At 71.9% G+C, this 23,117-nt stretch carries 18 protein-coding genes; 12 read left to right on the top strand and 6 right to left on the bottom strand.

Annotated features, from left to right (window positions below; all coding sequences use genetic code 11):
* Positions 1 to 11: 11 nt before the first annotated feature.
* The 6 genes from AB0D27_RS15870 (at position 12) to AB0D27_RS15845 (ending at position 6,878) form a co-directional block, all read left to right on the top strand.
* Complete coding sequence (locus tag AB0D27_RS15870) at positions 12 to 1,877, top strand: biotin carboxylase N-terminal domain-containing protein (RefSeq protein WP_362507923.1); 1,866 nt, start codon at positions 12 to 14, stop codon at positions 1,875 to 1,877.
* A gap of 57 nt (positions 1,878 to 1,934) precedes the next feature.
* A complete protein-coding gene (locus AB0D27_RS15865) occupies positions 1,935 to 3,095 on the top strand; it encodes an acyl-CoA dehydrogenase family protein (RefSeq protein ID WP_362507920.1) in 1,161 nt (386 codons plus the stop codon).
* A 31-nt stretch (positions 3,096 to 3,126) separates the two neighbouring features.
* Positions 3,127 to 4,692 carry a 4-coumarate--CoA ligase family protein gene (locus AB0D27_RS15860; RefSeq protein ID WP_362507917.1) on the top strand — a complete coding sequence of 522 codons (1,566 nt, stop codon included), beginning with the start codon at positions 3,127 to 3,129 and terminating at the stop codon, positions 4,690 to 4,692.
* Positions 4,689 to 5,423 carry an enoyl-CoA hydratase family protein gene (locus AB0D27_RS15855; RefSeq protein ID WP_362507914.1) on the top strand — a complete coding sequence of 245 codons (735 nt, stop codon included), beginning with the start codon at positions 4,689 to 4,691 and terminating at the stop codon, positions 5,421 to 5,423. Before AB0D27_RS15860 ends, AB0D27_RS15855 begins: the two co-directional genes overlap by 4 nt.
* Complete coding sequence (locus tag AB0D27_RS15850) at positions 5,411 to 6,028, top strand: TetR/AcrR family transcriptional regulator (protein ID WP_362507911.1); 618 nt, start codon at positions 5,411 to 5,413, stop codon at positions 6,026 to 6,028. The genes AB0D27_RS15855 and AB0D27_RS15850 overlap by 13 nt, the downstream gene beginning before the upstream one ends.
* 85 nt (positions 6,029 to 6,113) lie before the next feature.
* The gene (locus tag AB0D27_RS15845; protein ID WP_362507909.1) at positions 6,114 to 6,878 is read left to right on the top strand and encodes a hypothetical protein; all 765 of its coding nucleotides are present in this window, start codon (positions 6,114 to 6,116) and stop codon (positions 6,876 to 6,878) included.
* Positions 6,879 to 6,911: 33 nt separating this feature from the next.
* Here the strand turns inward: AB0D27_RS15845 and pdxH are convergent, their stop codons facing one another.
* Positions 6,912 to 7,550 carry a pyridoxamine 5'-phosphate oxidase gene (pdxH, locus tag AB0D27_RS15840; protein ID WP_362507951.1) on the bottom strand — a complete coding sequence of 213 codons (639 nt, stop codon included), beginning with the start codon at positions 7,548 to 7,550 and terminating at the stop codon, positions 6,912 to 6,914.
* A 496-nt stretch (positions 7,551 to 8,046) separates the two neighbouring features.
* On the opposite strand from pdxH, the gene AB0D27_RS15835 reads away from it, so the two are divergent.
* On the top strand, positions 8,047 to 9,147 hold the full coding sequence (locus AB0D27_RS15835) for a citrate synthase 2 (protein ID WP_362507906.1): 1,101 nt from the start codon (positions 8,047 to 8,049) through the stop codon (positions 9,145 to 9,147).
* A 25-nt stretch (positions 9,148 to 9,172) separates the two neighbouring features.
* Here the strand turns inward: AB0D27_RS15835 and AB0D27_RS15830 are convergent, their stop codons facing one another.
* The gene (locus tag AB0D27_RS15830) at positions 9,173 to 10,198 is read right to left on the bottom strand and encodes a 2-oxoglutarate and iron-dependent oxygenase domain-containing protein (RefSeq protein ID WP_362507903.1); all 1,026 of its coding nucleotides are present in this window, start codon (positions 10,196 to 10,198) and stop codon (positions 9,173 to 9,175) included.
* Between the two features lie 727 nt (positions 10,199 to 10,925).
* Between AB0D27_RS15830 and AB0D27_RS15825 the strand changes: the two genes are divergently transcribed.
* Complete coding sequence (locus AB0D27_RS15825; RefSeq protein WP_362507901.1) at positions 10,926 to 12,308, top strand: PAS domain-containing protein; 1,383 nt, start codon at positions 10,926 to 10,928, stop codon at positions 12,306 to 12,308.
* Between the two features lie 19 nt (positions 12,309 to 12,327).
* On the opposite strand, the gene AB0D27_RS15820 is transcribed toward AB0D27_RS15825, so the two are convergent.
* Complete coding sequence (locus AB0D27_RS15820) at positions 12,328 to 13,083, bottom strand: SIS domain-containing protein (RefSeq protein WP_362507898.1); 756 nt, start codon at positions 13,081 to 13,083, stop codon at positions 12,328 to 12,330.
* Between the two features lie 296 nt (positions 13,084 to 13,379).
* On the opposite strand from AB0D27_RS15820, the gene AB0D27_RS15815 reads away from it, so the two are divergent.
* Together AB0D27_RS15815 and AB0D27_RS15810 are read left to right on the top strand one after the other, a co-directional pair.
* Complete coding sequence (locus AB0D27_RS15815) at positions 13,380 to 14,072, top strand: metal-dependent transcriptional regulator (protein ID WP_327429616.1); 693 nt, start codon at positions 13,380 to 13,382, stop codon at positions 14,070 to 14,072.
* Between the two features lie 719 nt (positions 14,073 to 14,791).
* Entirely contained in the window at positions 14,792 to 15,658 is an 867-nt protein-coding gene (locus AB0D27_RS15810; RefSeq protein WP_362507896.1) for an alpha/beta hydrolase, read from the top strand.
* A 63-nt stretch (positions 15,659 to 15,721) separates the two neighbouring features.
* Here the strand turns inward: AB0D27_RS15810 and AB0D27_RS15805 are convergent, their stop codons facing one another.
* The 3 genes from AB0D27_RS15805 to AB0D27_RS15795 all read right to left on the bottom strand — a co-directional run bounded on the left by AB0D27_RS15805 (position 15,722) and on the right by AB0D27_RS15795 (position 19,197).
* Positions 15,722 to 17,653: a transporter gene (locus AB0D27_RS15805; protein WP_362507893.1), complete on the bottom strand. Its 1,932-nt coding sequence runs from the start codon at positions 17,651 to 17,653 to the stop codon at positions 15,722 to 15,724.
* Positions 17,650 to 18,444 (bottom strand): ABC transporter ATP-binding protein, encoded by a 795-nt coding sequence (locus AB0D27_RS15800; protein ID WP_362507890.1) that lies wholly within the window; start codon positions 18,442 to 18,444, stop codon positions 17,650 to 17,652. The genes AB0D27_RS15805 and AB0D27_RS15800 overlap by 4 nt, the downstream gene beginning before the upstream one ends.
* A 99-nt stretch (positions 18,445 to 18,543) precedes the next feature.
* Complete coding sequence (locus tag AB0D27_RS15795; RefSeq protein ID WP_362507888.1) at positions 18,544 to 19,197, bottom strand: bifunctional DNA primase/polymerase; 654 nt, start codon at positions 19,195 to 19,197, stop codon at positions 18,544 to 18,546.
* 306 nt (positions 19,198 to 19,503) lie between these two features.
* Between AB0D27_RS15795 and AB0D27_RS15790 the strand changes: the two genes are divergently transcribed.
* Both AB0D27_RS15790 and AB0D27_RS15785 read left to right on the top strand, forming a co-directional pair.
* The gene (locus AB0D27_RS15790; RefSeq protein ID WP_362507885.1) at positions 19,504 to 20,889 is read left to right on the top strand and encodes a transcriptional regulator; all 1,386 of its coding nucleotides are present in this window, start codon (positions 19,504 to 19,506) and stop codon (positions 20,887 to 20,889) included.
* A 263-nt stretch (positions 20,890 to 21,152) separates the two neighbouring features.
* Complete coding sequence (locus AB0D27_RS15785; RefSeq protein WP_362507882.1) at positions 21,153 to 23,093, top strand: hypothetical protein; 1,941 nt, start codon at positions 21,153 to 21,155, stop codon at positions 23,091 to 23,093.
* Positions 23,094 to 23,117 lie beyond the last annotated feature (24 nt).

Raw genomic sequence — 23,117 nt, 5'->3', positions numbered from 1 at the left:
GGGATCCCTTGATGTCGAGCATTTCGAGTCTGCTGGTCGCCAACCGGGGCGAGATCGCCTGCCGGATCTTCCGTACGTGCGGTGAGTTGGGGATCCGGACGGTCGCCGTGCACTCCGACGCCGACGAAAACGCCCTCCACGCGCGCGTGGCCGACGCGGCGGTACGGCTGCCGGGCGCGGCGTCGGCGGAGACGTATCTGCGCGGCGATCTGATCGTGAAGGCGGCCCTGAACGCGGGCGCGGACGCCGTGCACCCCGGGTACGGGTTCCTCTCCGAGAACGCCGACTTCGCGCGGGCCGTCCGCGACGCGGGCCTCGTCTGGATCGGGCCGCCGCCCGAGGCGATCGAGGCGATGGCCTCCAAGACGCGCGCCAAGGAACTGATGGGCGTCGAGCCCCTGCACGAGGTCGCGGAGGCCGACCTGCCGGTCCTGGTGAAGGCGGCGGCGGGTGGCGGGGGGCGCGGAATGCGGGTCGTGCGCCGGCTCGACGAGCTGGAGGACGCGCTGACGGGAGCACGCGCGGAGGCGGCGAGCGCCTTCGGCGACGGGGAGGTCTTCGTCGAGCCCTACGTGGAGGGCGGCCGGCACGTCGAGGTGCAGATCCTCGCGGACACACACGGCACCGTGTGGGCGCTCGGCACGCGCGACTGTTCCCTCCAGCGGCGCCACCAGAAGGTCATCGAGGAGGCGCCGGCGCCCGGGCTCACGCACGGGCTCACGCAAGAGCTCCACGAGCTGGCCGTACGCGCCGCACGTGCCGTCGACTACGTGGGCGCGGGCACGGTCGAGTTCCTCGTCGCGGACGGCAGGGCGCACTTCCTGGAGATGAACACCCGCCTTCAGGTCGAACACCCCGTCACGGAGGCGGTCTTCGGCATCGACCTCGTGGCGCTGCAGATCCAGGTCGCCGAGGGCGCGGCGCTCGAAAACGAACCTCCACGCGCGCGCGGGCACGCCATCGAGGCCCGCCTGTACGCGGAGGACCCCGCGCGCGCGTGGGCCCCGCAGACCGGCACCCTGCACCGCCTCACCGTCCCGGACGGCGTCCGCCTGGACACCGGCCACACCGACGGCGACACCATCGGCATCCATTACGACCCGATGCTCGCCAAGGCCGTCGCCCACGCCCCCACGCGCGCGCAGGCCCTGCGGAAACTCGCCGGCGCCCTGGAGCGGGCGACCATCCACGGCCCGGTCACCAACCGGGACCTTCTCGTACGGTCCCTGCGGCACCGGGAGTTCACCGACGCCCGCATGGACACCGGCTTCTACGACCGCCACCTGGCCGGGCTGACCGAGCCCGCCCCGGACCCGTACGTACCCTTGGCCGCCGCCCTCGCCGACGCGCAGGGACGCTCCCGGTTCGGCGGCTGGCGCAACCTCACCTCGCAGCCGCAGACCAAGCGCTATCTGGTGCACGGCACCGAGCACGAGGTCCGCTACCACCACACCCGCGAGGGCCTGACGGCAGAAGGCGTGCGTGTGGTGCGCGCCGACGCCGATCACGTCGTCCTCGAAGTGGGCGGCATGCGACGCAACTTCGAGGTCGCGCGCCACGGCGACCAGGTGTTCGTGAACGCCACCGCCCTCACCGCCCTGCCCCGCTTCCCCGACCCCGCCGCCCAGCGGGCTCCCGGCTCCCTGCTGGCTCCCATGCCCGGCACGGTCGTCCGGATCGCCGAGGGACTGGCCGCGGGAACCGCCGTACGGGCCGGAGAGCCCCTGCTGTGGCTGGAGGCGATGAAGATGGAACACAAGATCTCCGCGCCCGTCTCAGGCACCGTGAGTGCCCTTCACGCGTCCCCTGGCCAACAGGTCGAGGTGGGCGCTCTGCTGGCAGTCGTACAACACGCCGGTAAGGAGAGCGCCCCGTAAGGGGTGCGGGGAACTGCGCGACAAGCCATATGGAAGCCGCACTCTCCAGGAGACCCCATGAGCCCCGTAATCGAGAGCGAAGAGCACAAGGCCATCCGGGCGGCCGTGGCCGCCCTCGGCAAGCGCTACGGCCGCGACTACCTCACCCGGGTCGTCGCCGAGGGAGGTCACCCCGACGAGCTGTGGGCGGAGGCGGCCAAGCTCGGCTACCTCGGCGTCAACCTGCCGGAGGCATACGGCGGCGGAGGTGGCGGCATAGCCGAACTCTCCATCGTCCTGGAGGAGTTGGGCGCGGCAGGCTGTCCGCTGCTGATGCTGGTCGTATCGCCCGCGATCTGCGGCACCGTCATCGCCCGCTTCGGTACCGAGGCGCAGAAGCGGCAGTGGCTGCCCGGACTCGCCGACGGCACCCGCACCATGGCCTTCGGCATCACCGAACCCGACGCGGGCTCCAACTCGCACCGGATCACCACCACCGCCCGCCGGGACGGCGTCGACTGGGTCCTCACCGGCCGCAAGGTGTTCATCTCCGGTGTCGACATCGCCGACGCGACGCTCATCGTGGGCCGCACGCAGGACGCGAGGACCGGCCGCCTTAAGCCCTGCCTGTTCATCGTCCCGCGCGATGCCGACGGCTTCGAGCGGCGCCGCATCGACATGGAACTCCACGGCGCGGAGAAGCAGTTCGAGCTGACCCTCGACGACGTCCGGCTGCCCGCCGACGCGCTCGTCGGCGACGAGGACGCGGGACTGCTGCAACTGTTCGCCGGGCTCAACCCCGAGCGCGTCATGACCGCCGCGTTCGCGATCGGCATGGGCCGCTACGCGCTCTCCAGGGCCGTCGAGTACGCCCGTGAACGCACCGTCTGGAAGGAGCCCATCGGCGCCCACCAGGCCGTCGCGCACCCCCTGGCCCAGTCCCACATCGAGCTCGAACTCGCCCGCCTGATGATGCAGAAGGCCGCCTTCCTGTACGACTCCGGAGACGACATGGCGGCCGGGGAGGCCGCCAACATGGCCAAGTACGCGGCCGCCGAAGCCTGCGTGAAGGCCGTCGACCAGGCCGTTCACACCCTCGGCGGCAACGGCCTCACCCGCGAGTTCGGCCTCGCCTCACTGATTACGGCCTCGCGTGTGTCTCGTATCGCACCGGTCAGCAGGGAGATGATTCTCAACTACGTCTCCCACCAGACTCTCGGTCTGCCCAAGTCGTACTGAGCGACCTTGGCGAGCCGCTCCAGGAGGAACCGTGTTCCGCAGCGCGTACGCAGATGTCCCGGCCGTCGAGGAACCCATCCACGACGCCGTCCTCGGGCGTGCCGCCGAGCGCGGCGAGACACCCGCGCTCGTCGACGGCGTCGACGGGACCACGCTCACCTACGGCCAACTGGACTTCTTCCACCGCCGGCTGGCCGCCGCGTTCGCCGACGCGGGCGTCCGCAAGGGCGACGTACTGGCCCTGCACAGCCCGAACACCATCGCCTTCCCGACGGCCTTCTACGCCGCCACGCGCGCGGGGGCGTCGGTCACGACCGTCCATCCGCTGGCCACACCGCAGGAGTTCGCCAAACAGCTGCGGGACAGCGCGGCCCGCTGGATCGTCACCGTGTCGCCCCTCCTGGACACCGCCCGCGCCGCCGCCGAACTCGTCGGCGGCGTACGGGAGATCTTCGTCTGCGACGAGGCCCCCGGCCACCGCTCGCTGATCGACCTGCTCGCCAGCACCGCGCCCGAACCGCGGATCGCCATCGACCCCGTGGCAGACATCGCCGCCCTCCCGTACTCCTCGGGCACGACCGGCGTCCCCAAGGGCGTGATGCTGACCCACCGGTCCATAGCCACCAACCTGGCTCAGCTCGCGCCGTCCATGCCGCTGGGCGCCGGCGACCGTGTCCTCGCCGTACTGCCGTTCTTCCACATCTACGGGCTGACGGCCCTGATGAACGCCCCGCTGCGGCAGGGAGCCACCGTCGTCGTGCTGCCCCGCTTCGACCTGGAGACATTCCTCGCCGCCATCGAGAAGCACCGCATCAACGTGCTGTTCGTGGCGCCGCCGATCGTCCTCGCCCTCGCCAAACACCCGGCGGTCGCCCAGTACGACCTGTCGTCCCTGAAGCACGTCATTTCCTCCGCCGCCCCCTTGGACGCCCAACTGGCGCAGGCCTGCTCGCGGCGGCTCGGACTGCCGCCCATCGGCCAGGGCTACGGCATGACCGAACTCTCCCCCTGCACCCACCTGGTGCCCCTGGACACCCCGGAAGCACCCCCCGGTACGGTCGGCAGGCTCATCGCCGGCACCGAGATGCGTGTCGTCTCCCTCGACGACCCCGACAAGGACCTGGGCATCGGTGAGGCCGGCGAGATCGTCATCCGGGGCCCGCAGGTCATGAAGGGCTACCTCGGCCGCCCCGACGACACCGCCGCGATGATCGACCCCGCCGGCTGGCTGCACACCGGAGACGTCGGTTACGTGGACTCCGACGGCTGGCTGTTCATCGTCGACCGCGTCAAGGAACTCATCAAGTACAAGGGCTTCCAGGTCGCCCCCGCCGAACTCGAAGCGCTCCTGCTCACCCATCCCGGTATCGCCGACGCCGCCGTCATCGGCGTCTACAACGACGACAACAACGAAGTCCCGCATGCCTTCGTGGTCCGCCAGCCGTCCGCCACCGACCTCTCCGAAGGAGAGGTCATGATGCACGTCGCCGAACGCGTCGCCCCCTACAAGAGGGTCCGCCAAGTCAGCTTCATCCAGACGATCCCCAGGGCCGCCTCGGGCAAGATCCTGCGCCGGGAACTGCGAGGCCTCGCGTGAGCGTTGTGCGGGTGGCCGACGAGCGCGCCGTCACCACTCTCACCCTCGACTCGCCGGACAACCGCAACGCCCTGTCCGCCACGCTGGTCGGCGAACTCGCGGACGCGCTCACCCGATGCGGCAAGGACAGCGACGTACGCGCGATCGTCCTCACCCACACCGGGAACACGTTCTGCGCGGGCGCCGACCTGCGCGAGCCGCCGCGTCCGGACGCCCTCGTCGCGCTGCTGCGGCAGATCGTCGAGCTGCCCAAACCCGTGGTGGCCCGGGTGACCGGCCATGTGCGGGCGGGCGGACTCGGCCTGCTCGGGGCCTGCGACATCGCGGTGGCCGGCGGCGCAGCGAGCTTCGCCTTCACGGAGGTACGCATCGGCGTCGCCCCCGCCGTGATCTCCCTCCCCCTGCTACCCCGTACCGACCCCCGCGCGCTCGCCCGTTACTACCTCACCGGCGAACGCTTCGACGCCGCCGAGGCCGTCCGCACCGGACTCCTGACGGCCACCGGCGACGACGTCGACGACGTACTCGCACCCGTCCTCGACGGCCTGCGCCGGGCCTCCCCTCAAGGCCTCGCCGCGACGAAGGAGCTGCTCACGGCTAAGGTGCTGGAGGCCTTCGACCGGGACGCGGCCGACCTGACCGCCCTCTCGGCCCGACTGTTCTCCTCCGCACAGGCCCGCGAGGGGATGACGGCCTTCCTCGAACGATGGGATCCCCCATGGGTGGTGTGAGCACGACGGAACACGCCGCGCGTCTTCCGCACGTCCCCAAACAGGACCGCAGCCGGGCCACCCGGCAGCGGCTCCTGGCAGCCGCCGTGGCCTGTCTCGCCGAACACGGCTGGGCGGGCTCAACGGTCTCCGTCGTCGCCGAACGCGCCGGTGTCTCCCGGGGCGCCGCGCAGCACCACTTCCCCACCCGCGAGGACCTGTTCACCGCCGCCGTCGAGTACGTCGCCGAGGAACGCTCGACCGCCCTGCGCGCCCTCTTCCCCGACGGCCCCGCCGATCGCCGTGTCGTCGTCGCCGCCCTCGTCGACCTCTACACCGGCCCCCTCTTCCGCGCCGCCCTCCACCTCTGGGTCGCCGCCTCCAACGAGGCACACCTGCGGCCCCGCGTCACCGAACTCGAGGCCCGCGTCGGCCGCGAGACCCATCGCATCGCCGTCGACCTGCTGGGCGCGGACGAGTCCCGGCCCGGGGTACGGGAGACCGTGCAGGGTCTCCTCGACATGGCACGGGGACTGGGCCTGGCCAACCTGCTCACCGATGACGGGGTGCGGCGGGAGAGGGTGGTGGCGCAGTGGGGCGTGCTGCTGGAGGAGGCGCTGGGCTGAGGGCGTTGTCAGTGGTCGGTCGTAGTGTGGGAATCCGCTGACAGACGGCTGACGGACAGCGGATGAACACGGGGGGAGCAGCGCGATGGGGGACCACTTCCAGACCATCATCGACCTGGATGCCAAGGCCGACGAGGCGCCGCAGCTCGGGGCGCGCGTGGTCGAGTGGCTGGTGACCGAGGGCATCGTGCTGGCCGAGCGCACCGACTGCGTCCTCGGAGCGCCGCTCGGCCATGAGCCCGGGCCGAACTGGCAGCGGGCGGTGGCGGCCGCAGACGCGGACCAGGACCCCTGGGACGGACTGGCCGTGCACACCGAGCGCGGGATCTTCGACGGCGGCCAGGGCGGACCGGAGTCGGTCACGTGCCCACTCTGCGAGACCACGACACCGCTGGGCGAGGGTGCGTACGAGTGGGACGAGGCGGGCCAGGACACCGCGGACGCGCCGGGTGACACGGCGGTGGACGAGGGCCAGGACACGGCGGACGCGCCGGGTGACACGGCGGTGGACGAGGGCCAGGACACGGCGGACGCGCCGGGTGACACGGCGGCGGATGAGGGCCAGGACACTGCGGACGCGCCCGGTCTCACGGCGGGGGACGACGACGCATGGCCCCGATTCGCCGCCGCCATGGACACCTGGCACGAGACCGGCGCCGCCACCGCCGACTGCCCCGCCTGCGCGCAGCCCGTCCCCCTCACCGACTGGATCTGGGCCGACGACTACTTCGCGTTCGGGCACCTCGGGCGGGAGTTCTGGAACTGGCCGGAGTTCACCCCCGAGTTCCGCGCCGAGATATCCCGCGTCCTCGGCGGGCACCGCACGGCATTCGTCCGGGGCAAGCTCTGACCGGGCCGGGCCGGCTCAGGGGCTGAGCCGCTCTCAGGGGCTGAGCCGCTCCACCCTCCAGCTGCCGTCGGGCTCGGCCACGTACCGGAGCCGGTCGTGGAGCCGGTTCTCGCGGCCCTGCCAGAACTCGACCGTCCGCGGGGCGATACGGAAACCGCCCCAGTTCGGCGGCACCGGAACCTGCCCGCCCTCCGGATAACGGGCGCTCAACTCCGCGTAGGAGGCGTCCAGTTCCGCGCGGGAGAAGATGACCGAGGACTGCGCGCTGGCCCAGGCGCCGAGCTGGGAGCCGTGCGGGCGGGTGCGGAAGTAGGCGGCCGTCTCGTCGCGGCCGGTGCGCCGCGCCGTCCCGGTGACGATGACCTGCCGGGCCATCGGATGCCACGGAAAGAGCAGCGAGATGTACGGGTTCTCGGCCAGCTCGCGGGACTTGCGGGAGTCGTAGTTGGTGTAGAAGACGAAGCCCTGCTCGTCGTACTGCTTGAGCAGCACCGTGCGGGAGCTGGGCCGGCCCTCGGCGTCCGCCGTGGAGACGACCATCGCGTTCGGCTCGTGCACGAAGCCGTGCACCGCTGCCTGCGCGGCCTGCTTGAACCAGCGGGAGAACTGCTCCATGGGGTGCGCGGCGAGATCGTTCTCACCGAGGCCCTCGGCACGATAGTGCGCCCGCATCGCGGCGGGGTCGGCGGCCAGTTCCTCGTGGGCGGCCTCGGCGGCCGCGGCCGCGTGCTGGATGAGGGGCTCGGCGGCGGATTCGTCCGGGAAACGATCGTTCACGCGGTCATCTTGCCGTATCCACGCCCGCATCCGGCGGGGAGTGTGCTTCATCACTGCATGGCACTGAGTGCCGCGTCCCCTCCCCAAGCGTGGCACTCAGAGATATCGTGCTGCTGCCGTTCCGGTGGGGATGACTACCGACCGCACGGGGCATCACCGGGGTGACCGCTTCGGACCGCGAGTCGGCGAGGGCTCTTCGACGAGCTTCGGAGAGCTTTTCGCTTCGGAGTCTTCAGAGAGTCTTCGACAACGGCCGCGGAACCGGACCGGCGGACGAACGACCATCGACCGTCACCCCTGCCTGACACATGGTCACGAACACGCGTACACCCCGTACGTCATGTACACCCCCACAACACCATCTGTCGCACACATCACGAGGAGCCGCCTGATGTCCGACTTCGTACCCGGACTCGAAGGAGTCATCGCGTTCGAGACGGAGATCGCCGAACCGGACAAGGAGGGCGGCGCACTCCGGTACCGGGGCGTCGACATCGAGGACCTGGTCGGCCACGTCTCCTTCGGAAACGTCTGGGGACTCCTCGTCGACGGCGCCTTCAACCCCGGCCTGCCGCCCGCCGAGCCGTTCCCGATCCCCGTGCACTCCGGCGACATCCGCGTCGACGTCCAGTCCGCGCTCGCCATGCTCGCACCCGTCTGGGGCCTCAAACCCCTCCTCGACATCGACGAGAAGCGGGCCCGCCAGGACCTCGCCCGCGCCGCCGTCATGGCCCTCTCCTACGTCGCCCAGTCCGCCCGCGGCCAGGGCCTGCCCATGGTTCCGCAGAGTGAGATCGACAAGGCGCACTCCGTCGTCGAACGGTTCATGATCCGCTGGCGCGGCGAGCCCGACCCCAAGCACGTGGCGGCCGTGGACGCCTACTGGACGTCGGCGGCCGAGCACGGCATGAACGCCTCCACCTTCACGGCCCGCGTGATCGCCTCCACCGGCGCGGACGTCGCCGCCGCTCTCTCCGGTGCCGTGGGAGCCATGTCCGGCCCGCTGCACGGCGGCGCCCCCTCTCGCGTCCTCGGCATGATCGAGGAGATCGAACGCACCGGAGACGCCGAGGCCTACGTCAAGCAGGCCCTCGACAAGGGCGAACGCCTGATGGGCTTCGGCCACCGCGTGTACCGGGCCGAGGACCCGCGCGCGCGGGTCCTCCGCCGCACCGCCCGCGACCTCGGCGCCCCCCGCTTCGAGATCGCCGAGGCCCTGGAGAAGGCCGCCCTCGCCGAGCTGCACGCGCGCCGCCCGGACCGGGTCCTCGCCACCAACGTCGAGTTCTGGGCCGCCATCGTCCTCGACTTCGCCGAGGTCCCGGCGCACATGTTCACCTCGATGTTCACCTGCGCCCGTACCGCCGGGTGGTCGGCGCACATCCTGGAGCAGAAGCGCACCGGCCGCCTCGTACGCCCCTCCGCGCGCTATGTGGGCCCCGGCTCGCGCAGCCCCCAGGAGATTGAGGGCTACGCGCACATCGCCCACTGAGACCCGCCCCGCCGCACGCCGGTCATCACGCGGGCGTCAGCAGCTCCGCGTGATGACGGGCGGCGACCAGCGGGTGCGCGCGCAGCTTGCCCTTCAGCTCATTGAAGCCGTACTCGGCGAAGAGCGGATTCGCTGGATCCGTCGTCACCCCGGGCGCGGCGGACGCGTGCGGGAAGGGCAGCGGCGCGACGCGGGCGTCCAGCCGGGGGTTGTAGAAGAACGGCACCGAGAACCGTTCGGTGGCACCGGCCGGGCTCACCACCCGGTGATTCGTGGCAACCAGGTACCCGTTGGTGGCCACCTCGAGCAGCTCGCCCAGGTTGACGACGAAGGCCCCCGGCAGCGGCGGAACGTCATGGAACAGCCCGTCCTCCCGCTGCACCTGAAGCCCCCCGACCTGGTCCTGCAGCAGCAGTGTCAGGAACCCGTAGTCCTTGTGCGCGCCGACGCCCTGGTCGGCGCCGTCACCCGCGCTGCCCGGATACCGCACCAGCTTCAGATGCGGATGCGCCCGGTCCCCGAAGATCGGCTCGTAGAAGCCGGCGGGCGCCCCGATGGCGGCCAGCAGCTCGTGCAGCAGCCGCGCGGCGACGGAACTGAGCCGCTCGATCCAGGTCAACGCGGCCTTTCGCAGCTCCGGCAGGGCAACCGGCCACTGATTGGGCCCCTCCAGCCACCAGTACGCCGGCTCACCCGCCCCCGGTGTCCGCGCAGCCCGCTCAGCGCCTATGTCCAGCTGATCCCGCCAGTCCCGGCTGCCGCCCGTCCGCTCGTCTCCCGTACGTGTGTACCCCCTGAAGTGCGGCGAGTTCACGTTGTCGATCGCGAGCCGGTCGGCCTCGGGAAGCGCGAAGAACCGGTGCATGGCACGAAGCAGCGCACCCGTCTCCTCCTCAGTCACCCCGTGCCCGACGAGCTGGAAGAACCCCACGTCATGGGCGGCACTGTGCAACTGCGCGTGCAGCAGCGCACGCGCCTGCGGTCCGCGATCGGCGGCGGAGAGATCAATGATCGGAAGCTGCTGGTACTGAGAAGACGTGTTCGTCGTCATGGGGTGCGTCCGCAGGGTGTACGGGTGCCCGGGCAGCCGCCAGGGATGGGGCGGGGGCCACGGGTGCCAAGTGGAAGAAAGGAGGCTGTGCGCAGAGGGGGCTGGGTCAGGCAGAGCGCCGACAGCCCATGCTCGTGACGCGCACGAAGTCCACGTGGCGGCGTCGAACGAGCATCGGAAGCATGGCCCAAGAGTACTGCGGGGCAGCTGATCCAGGTGTGGCCCACCTCACCCGCCGCCACTCCGGAAACGCGGCGACCCGCGAGCTCAGGTCCCTCCGCCTGACGGCGGAGAAGCCGGCCGGACGCACCGGCGAGCTCGCGGGTCGGGTGACTGCGTTGGATTAGGCCGGCTGCGCGCACAACACACGCGCTGGTCCGGCGCCGAACCGAGTCTGACGGCGGACGACTAGCCCGCAGTCACCTCTTCCGTCCGGTTTGCATACATCTGCCGAACCACCTCCTTTCCGAAGTAACAGCCACTTTAGGAACCGGCTCTCCGTCCTTCAACCGGTTTTTCGAGATGTTGACGGCATGAGTTCCGTCCGGGGCGGGCGGGCGGGCGGGCGGGCGGGACGGGCGGGACGGGCGGGACGGGAATCCGGCGTACAACGATTTCGTCCAATCTTTGGGGAAGATGGTGTGGGCTGGGTCACGTTCGAGTTGAATGATGGCGAGTGAGCGAACTGTCGCGCCGTACGTGCGGACGCAGCCTGCAGGGGGTCCAGGTGAGTGCTTCCCGGCGTAGTGGGACCACCGATGAGCTGGGGCCGGATGAGCCCGAGCCGGATGGTTCCGATCTGCTTGCCGCGCTGTTGGACGGAATGGACGCGGCGCTGTGTGCCTTCGACGCCGATGGGGTCGTGACCCATTGGAATCGGGAGGCCGAGCGCATTCTCGGCTGGACCGCGGCCGAGGCCGTGGGGCGGCGCGGGTTCGCCGGGTGGGCCGTGCGGACCGCGGACGCCGAGGAGGTCCAGGGGCGGCTGCTGTCAGCCATGCAGGCGCCCGGACGGCAGGTGCACGAGTTCGCCCTGCTGACCAAGGACGGCGGGCGCGTGCTCGTACGCACCCAGTCCGCCGCCGTACGCGGTCCGGACGGCAAGCCCGCCGGGGTGTACTGCGCCTTCAGCGAGGTGCACGCGCAGATCGATCTGGAGCGGTCCATCGCGCTGAGCGAGGCGCTGTTCGAGGACGCCAGCTGGGGTGTCGTACTGGTGGACGCCGATCTACGGCCCGCCGTCGTCAACGCGCACGCGGCTCAGGCGCTGGGCACCGGGCGTACGTCCGTGCTCGGCCGGCCCCTCGGCGAGTTGCTGTCCCAGGGCGTCGAGGAGCTGGAGGGCGCGCTCACGCATGTGCTGGCCGAGGGCGCGCCGCCCGCGCCGGCCGAGATGTGGGTGGGCGTGCGGACGCCGGAGGGTGAGAACCGGCGGTGCTGGCGCAGCGGCTTCCTGCGCCTGGCCTCCCCGCTCGCCGAGGAACCCGTGCCCCTCGGTGTCGGGTGGCTCTTCCAGGACGTGACGGAGGCCAAGCAGACCGAGCAGGAGGCGGCACTGCTGCGTTTCCGGGCGAACCAGTTGCACCGGGCGGCGCGCGCTGCGGCCGAGTGCGAGGACCCGGGCGAGGCCGCCACCGTCCACCTCGACTTCTCGCTCGCCGGTTTCGCCGACCACGCGCTGATCGACCGCGTGGCCGGAGGTCCGGTGCGGGACGGCGAGGGGCCCGTACGGCTCGTACGGGCCGCCGCCACGCCCTCGGGGGCGCCGGGACCGAGCCTGCTCACCGGAAAGGCGGGGCTGCCCGTGCGCTACGGGGACGGGCATCCCGCGCTGCAGTGCGTGGAGCGCGCCGGATCCGTACGGGCCAGCGCGGGAGCCGCCGGCTCCGAGCAGGCACGCGAGTGGGCCGTCGCACGCCAGTGGCCGCCGGACTCGGTGCACGCCCTGTGCGCCGTGCTGCGCAGCCGAGGGCGCACGCTGGGCGTCGTGACGTTCCTGCGGGGGCCCGGACGCAGCCAGTTCGAGCGCGCGGACGCGACGTACGCGGAGGACGTGGCCGTACGGATCGCGATGGCACTGGACCTGGACGGTCTGCTGAACCGTCCGTAGGGGCCATTCGAGGGCGTGCTCAGCGCCGGTAGAAGATCCGGTCCCCGTACTCCGTCATGACGCGGCCGTTCCAGTCGTGGCCGCCGTCGACGTTGCCCGAGCGCAGGAGCGGGGGCTCGATGCCCCGGTCGGCCAGGGTGCCCGCGGCCGTGGCCATGACGGCCTGGAGGAGGGCCGTGGTGACGACCGTGGAGGCGGGGGCGAAGGGGGCCTCGATCGCGTCCATGGTGAGTTCCGCGTCGCCGACCGCGATCTTCGAGTCGAGGACGATGTCGCAGTGGTCCTTCAGATACGTTCCCGAGACGTGCCGGGACTTCGTCTCCGTGGCGTAGGCGACCGAGGTGACGCCGATGACCTGCACGCCCAGCGCGCGGGCGTGCATGGCCATCTCCACGGGCAGCGCGTTGCGTCCGGAGAGCGAGATGATCACGAGGAGGTCGCCGGAGCGGAGCGGGCTGGAGTCCAGGACGGCACTGGCGAGGCCGTCGACCCGCTCAAGGGCGGAGCCGAGTGTCGCGGGCATGACGTCGACGCCCACGACTCCCGGTACGGCGAGCAGGTTCATCAGGGCGAGGCCGCCCGCGCGGTAGACGATGTCCTGCGCGGCGAGCGAGGAGTGTCCGGCGCCGAAGGCGAAAAGCCGCCCGCCGTCGGCGACGGTGTCGGCGATCAGGGTCCCGGCGGCCTCGATGTCCCCGGCGTCCTCGTCCCGCACCCGCTGCAGCAGGCCGATCGCGGCGTCGAAGAACTGCCCGGCCAGCTTGCTGTCGCTCATCGGCGAAGCCCCTTAGAAGTCTCGTCGGCGTCGGGTGGGCGTCGTGTCGCGGATCACGTTGCGGTCTGGACCAGCACCCTGTCAATACGGTCTGTGGGTACGACACCGGGGACGGAGCGCCGTGTCGCATCCGCCCCGGGCGGCCCCCGTGCCCGTATGGCTGCAGAGGCACGCGTAACCGCGTGGTTTCAACGGCGAGGCACGGTTGTCAGTGGTATGCGTCAGAATTGAGTTCAGGGCCAGCGCACACGCCGGTGGGCCATCGAGTCTCCGGCAGAGCTAATCGAGGGGCACGTATGTCCGGACTGATCGACACCACGGAGATGTATCTCCGCACCATCCTCGAGCTGGAGGAGGAAGGCGTGGTCCCCATGCGCGCCCGGATCGCGGAGCGGCTGGACCAGAGCGGCCCGACGGTCAGCCAGACGGTGGCGCGGATGGAGCGCGACGGCCTGGTGGCGGTCGCCAGCGACCGGCATCTGGAGCTCACCGAGGAGGGGCGGCGGCTGGCCACCCGTGTCATGCGCAAGCACCGCCTCGCGGAGTGCCTGCTCGTCGACGTGATCGGTCTGGAGTGGGAGCAGGTGCACGCCGAGGCGTGTCGCTGGGAGCACGTGATGAGTGAGGCGGTGGAGCGGCGCGTCCTCGAGCTGCTGCGCCACCCGACCGAGTCGCCGTACGGCAATCCGATCCCGGGTCTGGAGGAGCTCGGCGAGAAGGACGGCGCCGACCCGTTCCTGGACGAGGGCATGGTGTCGCTGGCCGAGCTCGACCCGGGCCTGGACGGCAAGACCGTGGTCGTACGACGTATCGGTGAGCCGATTCAGACGGACGCGCAGCTGATGTACACGCTGCGGCGGGCGGGCGTGCAGCCCGGCTCCGTGGTGAGCGTGACCGAGTCCGCCGGCGGGGTTCTCGTGGGCAGCGGCGGCGAGGCCGCGGAGCTGGAGGCGGACGTCGCCTCCCATGTGTTCGTCGCCAAGCGCTAGCAGCAGCAGTGCCGCCCGACGGGGTGGTGACTTCCCGGTACCCGCGAGGGGCAGCTCCCGGGCGCCGACCGTGGACGCCGGCATGCGTCGGCCCCCACGTCGGCCCCCGGGCGCGCGCCGTCCGGTGCGGGGCGCTCGCCGCCCGGCGTACCACGGGCGGTCAACTCGTGGGGTCATAGAGGCAGTTGTGATGTTTCCGCGACCTCGCTGAAACCAAGATTCAGTGTGCCGAATCGCAGCGCCGCGACCGTTTGCGTGCGAGGCTGTCGCATGAGGCATATGACCTGAGGGCTCTTGACCGTGTCCGAGAGGATGGCGCGCGGTCGGGGAGGGGGCGGGATGGATGTGCCGCAGACGTGGAGAGGGCCCCGGCGCCACATGGCGCCGGGGCCTGTCCTCCCCTGTGCTGACCCGGAGCCCCGAGCTCTCAGGGTCATTCCCCTCGGACCGTTTTCCCCGAGCGGTCCGCCTCCCGCTGAAGATCTCCCCTGGGCGACGGCGGTCAATCCTTGAGCGTGGTCACTCGAACGAGGGGTGTTGCAGCCAGGAAGGCCATTTTCGAAACCTCATTCGATAACGTGGCGGTGCGGTAGAGGTACACGTAGAGCAGCACACCAGCAGGAGCAGCGGTACGACAGCGGTAGGAAGCGGTACGAGTGGACCGGCCGGTTCGAGCGGGAGTGAGCCGGTCCGAGCGAGCTAGGGGGGTGCCATTACCGATGGTGCGGCGCATCGACGTGACGGGAGCGGGCGGTGTACGTCTCGCTGCCTGGGAGTTCGCCGATCCTCCCAAGACGGACCCGCCGAAGGCCTCGGAGTTGCCCGGCGTGCTGTTGCTGCACGGCCTCATGGGCCGCGCCTCGCACTGGGCGTCCACCGCCCGCTGGCTCTCCGAGCGGCACCGCGCCATCGCCCTCGATCAGCGCGGCCACGGGCAGAGCGCCAAGGCGCCGGAGGCGGAGTACACCCGCGAGGCGTATGTCGAGGACGCCGAGGCCGCCCTCGAACAGCTCGGCCTCGCCCCGGCCGTCCTCATCGGCCACGCCATGGGCGCGCTGACCGCCTGGCAGCTCGCCGCCAAACGCCCCGATCTCGTCCGCGGCCTGATCATCTGCGACATGCGGGCCTCGGCGTTAGGGTCCGCGTCGCAGCGTGAGTGGGAGGACTGGTTCAAGGCCTGGCCCGCCCCCTTCGCCACGCTCGCCGACGTACGGAAGTGGTTCGGCGAGGACGACCCCTGGGTGGAGCGCCCGAATCCGTCCCGCGGCGAGTTCTACGCCGAGGTGATGCACGAGTCACCGGACGGCTGGCGCCCGGTCTTCGAACCCGAACAGATGCTCAAGTCCCGCCAGACCTGGGTGTACGACGCCCACTGGGAGGAGCTCACCCAAGTCCGGTGCCCCGCCCTGGTCGTACGGGGCCTCGACGGCGAGCTCGGCCGGGCCGAGTCCCAGGAGATGGTCCGCGTCCTGCCGCACGGCCAGTACGCGGAGGTGGCCGACGCCGGCCACCTCGTGCACTACGACCAGCCGGAGGCGTGGCGCGCGGCGATCGAACCGTTCCTGGACGGGGTTCTCACTAGCTAGCTAGCTAGCTAGCTGGGTCGGTCGGTCGGTGGGGAGCCTGGGCTGGTGGGCCGAGCCCCGGCCTCAGCCCTTGCTCACCGCCGTCAGGATCTCCGGCAGCCGCCGAGCCGTCCGGGGCGCCGCCAGCCGCAGCCCGAACACCGTGATCAGCGCCCCGTAGCCGGCGCCCAGCGGCAGCAGCAGCCAGCTCCACTCGTCCCCGCCGGCCGCCACGTTCAGCCAGATCGTGAGGGCGATGACGGGGGCGGCGAGCAGGGCCGCCGAGACCATGCCGCCGAAGATGGCGATCCAGGCGAGGCCCGCCTGCCCGGGGGCGACGTTCTTGTAGCCCTCCTGAGGTATCGAGTAGGGGAAGCGGGCCGAGGACCACGCCCCGGTCGCCAGCATCGCGCCGAGCAGCGCGAAGGAGAGGCCGAGCACCTCGGGCAGCTTGGGCCAGTCGCCGAGCATCGCGGTCGTCACGACGGTCACGAGCGTCGCGTACGGCAGGGTGATCACCAGCAGCGCCAGCGCACGCCCGCGCAGTTCGACGTACGCGTCACGCGTGGACGAGATCGTCATCGCGACCATCCAGAACGCGGACGTGTCCTGCCCGAACTGGTTGTACATCTGGATCCCGAGCATCCCCGCCGCGAAGCACGCGAAGTAGATCGAGCCGGTGCCCTGCAGGGCGTTGAACACCGGCACGATCAGCCCGATGGCCAGCGACGTCACCCACGCCGCCTTGGTCTTCGGATCGCGCCACACATACCGCAGGCTGCGCTCCATGACGGTCCCGGTACGGCCCGACGGCAACAGGCGGGCCGGCCCCGCCGACGTCCGCTCCCGTGCCGCGGGCTCGGCGGCCTGCAGCGTCGAGCCGTCCGGCGAGGTCATCAGCAGGGTCAGGTGACGGGACCAGAGCGCCAGCAGGCCCGCCAGAGCGGCGGCGGACAGCGCGAGTTGGAGGACGCCGATCCCGTACGACCCCTCACTCACCGAATCCACCGCGCCGATCGCCGACGCGGGCGGTACCCAGCGCAGTACGTCCGCCGCCGGGTCGAGCTTGGACAGACCGCCCGCCGAACCGAGCCGCTGCGCCCCGAAGTTGACCAGCTGCGCGCCGACCGCGATCACCAGCCCGCTGAGCACCGCCAGATCGCGGCCCTTGCGGCTGGACAGCAGCCGGATGTTGGCGGCGGCGACCGCGCGGGCGAGGGCCACGCAGACGAGCAGCCCCAGGACCACGCCGACGACCGCGGTGACGTACGCCGCCGCGCCGTGCGCGACCGAGATCACCGAGCCGACCAGCAGACAAACCGTGAAGAGGGGACCGATGCCGACCAGCGAGGCCGCGAGCAGCGCCCGTACGAGCGGGCGCGGGCGCAGCGGCAGCATCACCAGGCGCGTCGGGTCCAGCGTCTCGTCGCCGCTGGGGAAGAACAGCGGCATCACCGCCCAGCCGAGCGCCAGGACCGCCACGAGCAGCAGGGCGACGGGGCTCGCGTGCGCGTTGCCGCGCAGCGCGATCAGACCGAGCAGCTGGAGGGCGGCGAAGAGCAGCACGAGCACGACGGAGGTGACATACGCGGCCCGCCGCCCGGCCGACTGCCGCAGCCCATTGCGCAGCAGCGACAGCTTCAGCCGTACGACGACGGGGGTGATGGATGTGGCGGAGGTACGGGGGGTGGGGGCGGCCGCCGCGCCGGCGCCCGGAGTCGTGCTCGTGCCGGGGCCTGCGCCTGTGGGGTCGTTGGTGCCCGGAGTCGTGCTCGTGCCGGGGACTGCCCCTGCGGGGTCGCTGGCGCCCGCAGTCGTACCCGCGCCCGCAGTCGTAACCGCGCCAGAGCCCGCGCCCGCAGTCGTACCCGCGCCCGCAGTCGTGCCCGCGCCAGAGCCCGCGCCCGTGGTCGCGCCGGCACTCGTGCTCGCGCCGGCGTGCGAGCCGATGTTCGCGCCCCCGGTCGGGTTCGTGTCCGCGCTCGCGTTCGTGTCCTCGCTCGGGTTCGTGCTCATCGGGGCGCCCCGCCGCCCAGCCAGTCGAGGTCGGTGGCCGTGGTGCGGCCGTGTGCGCCGACCAGCTCCAGGAAGGCTTGTTGGAGGGAGGGCGCGCTGCCGCGTACCTCCGCGAGCGGGCCGTGTGCGCGGATGCGCCCCGCGGCCATGACGGCGACCCAGTCGCACAGCGACTCGACCAGCTCCATCACGTGGGAGGAGAAGACGACCGTGGCGCCCGAGGCCGTGTACCGCTCCAGGACGCCGCGGATGGTCTGCGCGGAGACCGGGTCGACGCCCTCGAACGGCTCGTCGAGGAAAAGGACTTCGGGGTTGTGGAGGAGAGCGCAGGCCAGGCCGATCTTCTTGCGCATGCCCGTGGAGTAGTCGACGACGAGCTTGTGCTGGGCGCCCGCGAGGTCGAGGACGTCGAGGAGCTGGGTGGCCCGCTTGTCGACCTCGGCGCCGGGCAGACCGCGCAACCTGCCGGTGTACGCGAGGAGTTCACGCCCCGAGAGGCGTTCGAAGAGCCGCAGCCCCTCGGGCAGCACGCCGATCCGCGCCTTCACCTGCACCGGGTCGCGCCACACGTCGTGGCCGACGACCTCGACGATGCCCTGGTCCGGCCTGAGCAGGCCGGTCACCATCGACAGGGTGGTGGTCTTCCCTGCCCCGTTCGGGCCGACGAGTCCGATGAACTGGCCCGCGGGCAGCTCCAGATCGACCCCGGCGACGGCGATCTGCTCCCCGAACCGCTTCCAGAGTCCCTGCACACGTACAGCGGGCGCGTTCGTCCCTGTTCGATCGGCCATGTGAGCACCCTAAGGGGCAGCGGCGCTGTTTTTAGGGGCGCGGGGAACTGCGCGACCAGCACCGACGAACCCGCGGGTCACGACGGCGACGAACCCGCGTCACCGATCCCGCCCGCACGCGTAGGCGAGCGGCGAGATCAACTCCTCCGCATCCGGCAGCCACCGGTTCGCGGGAGTCGGCCGGCACGCCCACTGCACCGCACCCCGGGAGCCGAACCGCGTGGGGGGCGCCGCCACGTACGCCCCCTCCCCGAGGGTGACCAGGTCGAGCGAGGCAGACGGCCAGCCCAGCTTCCGCACCAGGTCAGGGACCTTCGCCGCGGCACCGGGGAGCACGAAGAAGTGCATGCGCCGGTCCGGAGTGCAGGAGACGGGGCCGAGGGGCAGTTCCATGCGGTGCATCCGGGCGAGCGCGAGACAGCCGGCCGTCTCGGGCACCTCGATCGCGTCGAACGTACGCCCCGTGGGCAGCAGGATCGACGCCGCGGGCTGCTTCGACCACATGCGGCGCGCGGCGGTCGCACTGCCCGTAGCCTGCGTCGCCCAGTCCTCACGCGCCGGATGCGCGCCGGGCGCGGCGCACGCGGGCTCCCCGCAGGAGCAGCGCTGCACCCCGTCGACGGCTTCCAGCCAGGTGCCGGGGAACACGTCCCAGTGGCGCTCCTCGGCATAGCGCACGGCGGTTTCCTGCAGCGATTCGCCGCGCTGCTTGGGGATCTGTGCGGTCTCGGTGCCTGCGATGGTCTCTTCCACGTGGAACTCAACTCCCGGGTCCACCCTGGGTTACGGGGGACACGCGCGCGGGGGAGGAGCATCGATTCCGCACCTGGGGCGCATGGATGCACGTGTGGGGGCGCGCGGGAGGAACGACACCCGGGAGTGGGTAACCAGGGGAGGGGTCGGGCAACCGCCTTTACCCCGGCAATCCTCACATGTCTCGCATCTTCGGTATGTCTGCGGGGCATTGATCTTCATGGCCGACTTCCTTCGGTGCGGTCGGCCGCCGAAGGCACGTCAACTCGGTGCGTGGGCAGGCACCGCAGCCACAGGGGGTACGCCATGGCCGCAAGGCCTCTCATCGCCAGGCAGCCGAACGAACGGTTGCAGGCGCTTATCCAGGAAGCGGGCTGTTCGAACGCCGGGCTGGCCCGCCGGGTCAACATGTGCGGCGCGGAGCACGGCCTCGATCTGCGCTACGACAAGACGTCCGTGGCGCGCTGGCTGCGCGGACAGCAGCCACGCGGACGGGCGCCCGCCATCATCGCTGAGGCACTCGGCCGCAAGCTGGGCCGTACGGTCACGATCGACGAGATCGGCATGGCCAACGGCAAGAACCTCGCGTCCGGCGTAGGTCTCCAGTTCTCGCCGACCGTACTGGGGGCCATCGAGCAGGTCTGCGAGCTGTGGCGCAGTGACGTGGGGCGGCGGGATTTCCTGTCCGGGTCGTCCGTCGCCGCCTCCGCGCTCGTCGAGCCCAGCCGCGACTGGCTGATCTCCTCGCCGGATTCGCAGGTGGCGCGCTCGGCGGGCCCGCGCGTCGGGCTCTCGGACGTGGCGGCGGTTCGCGCGATGACCCAGGCGCTCGTAGACCTCGACCACCAGTACGGCAGCGGGCATGTGCGCCCGGTGGTCGTGCACTACCTCAACAGCGTGGTCTCCGGGCTGCTCGCGGGCTCCTACCGGGAGGCGGTCGGACGTGACCTGTTCGCCGCGGTCTCGCGGTTGACGGAACTCGCCGGCTACATGGCCATCGACACCGGCCAGCCCGGGCTCGCCCAGCGGTACTACATCCAGGCGCTGCGGCTTGCCCAGGCGGCCGGCGACCGCGGGTACGGCGGATACGTGCTCGCCGCGTCCATGAGCCACCTGGCCGCGCAACTCGGCAACCCGCGCGAGATCGCGCAGTTGGCGCGCGCGGCGCAGGAGGGGGCGCGCGGGCGTGTGACACCGCGCGCGGAGTCGATGTTCTGCGCCGCGGAGGCGCGCGGGCACGCGCTGATGGGCGACGCGCGCGCCGCCCAGGTGGCGTCCGGGCGGGCGGTCAGCGCCCTGGAGGGCGCCGACGCGGCCTCCGGAGACGACCCGACGTGGATCGCGCACTTCGACGAGGCCTACCTCGCCGACGAGTTGGCGCACTGCCACCGTGACCTGGGGCAGGCGGAGGCCGCCGCGCGGTGCGCGGAGGAGTCCCTCGCCGGACATCCCGAGTCGCGGGTCCGGCGCCGCGCGATCGGCTTCGTGCTGCTCGCCACCGCCCAGGTCCAGCAGCGCGAGGTGGAACAGGCATGCCACACCGGGCTGCGCGCGGTCGAGCTGCTCGGCACTCTCCGCTCCAACCGCGGCGCCGAGTATCTGGAGGACTTCCAGCAGCGGCTCGAGCCGTACCGGGACGAGCCGGTGGTGCGCGAGTTCGGGGCACGGATGGAGTTGCAGGCGGCGGCGTGACGACAGGGGGCGCCCTGGATACGTGCGAGCAGGCGTGCGCAGGTGATCTCCGCGAGCGTGAACGGATGGCCGGCGCGGGCATGAACGCCAGGGAAACGCGCGCGCCGGGAGCGAGCGGAGGTAATTACAGCGCCTAGGAGGGCGGTTTCGTTACCCCGGTCACAGGAGGCGGGCGTCACCTCCTGTGCTGCGTGGCACCGGGTCGCGGGGACCCGGTAGCGTGAGCCGACGATTCCGAAGGTCCCCCATTCGTAGGAGTCCCGGTGACGCAGAGTGGACAGGGCGAGGAGCCCTCGGCGCGGCCCGCGCGCGAAGGCATCGTGCTGCCCTCCGACGGCGGCGAGCCGCTGTTGCCGGGCACGGCAGGTGACCGTACGACCCCGGCGGGCGGCCAGGCCTGGGGCCGGCCGTGGGGCCCCGACCAGTCGGCCGTCCCCGCCGCGCAGCCCGGTGACGGCTGGGGAGCGCCGGAGAACGGCACGCAGACGTGGGGAGCCGCCGAGCCGCCCCAGTCCGCCACCCCCGCCCCGGACTGGGGCACCCCCGACGCGTCCCAGGGCTGGAGGACGTCCGCCGACCCGCACGGCGCCCAGCAGCCGCAGGGATTCGCGCCGCAGTCGGCGTCTGACGCCGGGCCGCTGCCGCCCGAGGGCGCGGGACCACCGTCGTACGGCGCGCAGAGCGGTTTCGCGCCGGGGGCGCAGGGCGCCTACGCGGCCGGCGGGTACGTCGACGGGTACGCGGCCCCCGGCCAGCAGGCCCCGCACGTCCAGCAGCCCGGACAGGCTGCGTACCCGGGGAACGCCCTCCCGCAGGCCGCATACCCCGGCAATGGCCTCCCGCAGGCTCCGCACGTCCAGCAGCCGCCGCAGGCCGGGCACCCCGGGAACGCGCTTCCGCAGGCGGCGCCGTACGGGTCCGCCGCCGGATCCTCGCCCTCGCTGCCTCCCGCCGCGCAGCCCGCGCCGCTGCCGCCCGGCGCCGATGACGGCGCGACGCAGTACATTCCGTACATTCCTCCCGCGCCGGGTGCCGACGGGGGTGCGACGCAGTACCTCCCGCCGGTCGCCGCCGCGCCGGACGAGGGCGCCACTCAGTACATCCCGCCGGTGGGTCCTGGCGCGCTGCCGCCCGAGGTGCCGGCCGACGCGACGCAGTTCCTCGGGCGGACGCCGCAGGGCGGTCCCGGCGCCGGACCGCTGCCCTCCGCCGCGAGTCCGGACGCCGAGGCCACGCAGTTCATCGCTCCCGTGCCCGCGCAGCCGGCCGGGGCGCCGTACGGGATACGCCCGGGCGCGCCGGAGGACCGGCAGCCGCCCGCGGAGTTCGACAGTCTCTTCCGCAGTGAGCCGGAGGGGCCCGCGTCGACGCAGCAGATGCCGCGCTTCGACCCGTCGGCCCCGCACGCCCGGCACGGTGCGCAAGCCGCGTACGGCGCTCAGCCCTCGCAGGGCGCGCCCGGCGCATACGGCGCGCAGGCTCCATACGGGGCGCACGCCCCCGGCGCGCCCGGTGGCCGTGCCGCCGCACGGCGTGGCGGCGCCTCCGACGGTGAGGGCGGCGGCGGACGCGGGGGCCGCAGCGGCTCGCGCGTCCCGGTGATCGCCGCCGTCGGCATCGGCATCGCCGTGCTCGGCATAGGCGCCGGCGCCCTGCTCAGTGGCGGCGGCGATGGCAAGAAGGACAGCAGCAAGACCGTCTCGGCGACGGCCCCCGCCACCGAGGGCTCGGCGTCACCCTCGACCGACCCGGTCAAGGCGCAGGCCGTCGAACTCGACAAGCTCCTCGCGGACAGCAGCAACAGCCGCGACTCGGTGATCAACGCCGTGGCGAACGTCAAGACGTGCGACAACCTGGGCCAGGCGGCCAGTGATCTGCGCGACGCGGCCAAGCAGCGGGGCGAGCTGGTCACCCGGCTCGCCGCCCTCTCCGTGGACAGGCTTCCGAACCACGCCGGGCTGACCACCGCGCTCACCAACGGCTGGAAGGCCTCCGCGTCGGCCGACAACCACTACGCCGCCTGGGCCGACCAGGTCGCCGGCAAGAAGGGCTGCAGGAAGGGCCACGCCCGCACCACCGCGCAGACCCAGGCGGGCAACCGGGCCAGTGGCACGGCGTCCACGGAGAAGGAGAAGGCCGCGAAGCTGTGGAACTCCATCGCGTCCACGTACGGCCTGACACAGCGGACGCGGACCCAGCTGTGAGCCGTCTCTGACCGTCCGCGCGCC

The sequence above is a fragment of the Streptomyces sp. NPDC048415 genome, from assembly GCF_040651675.1.
Taxonomy (GTDB): Bacteria; Actinomycetota; Actinomycetes; order Streptomycetales; family Streptomycetaceae; genus Streptomyces.
Note: the sequence above shows the minus strand (reverse complement) of the source record. Positions and strands in the feature narration are given on the sequence as shown.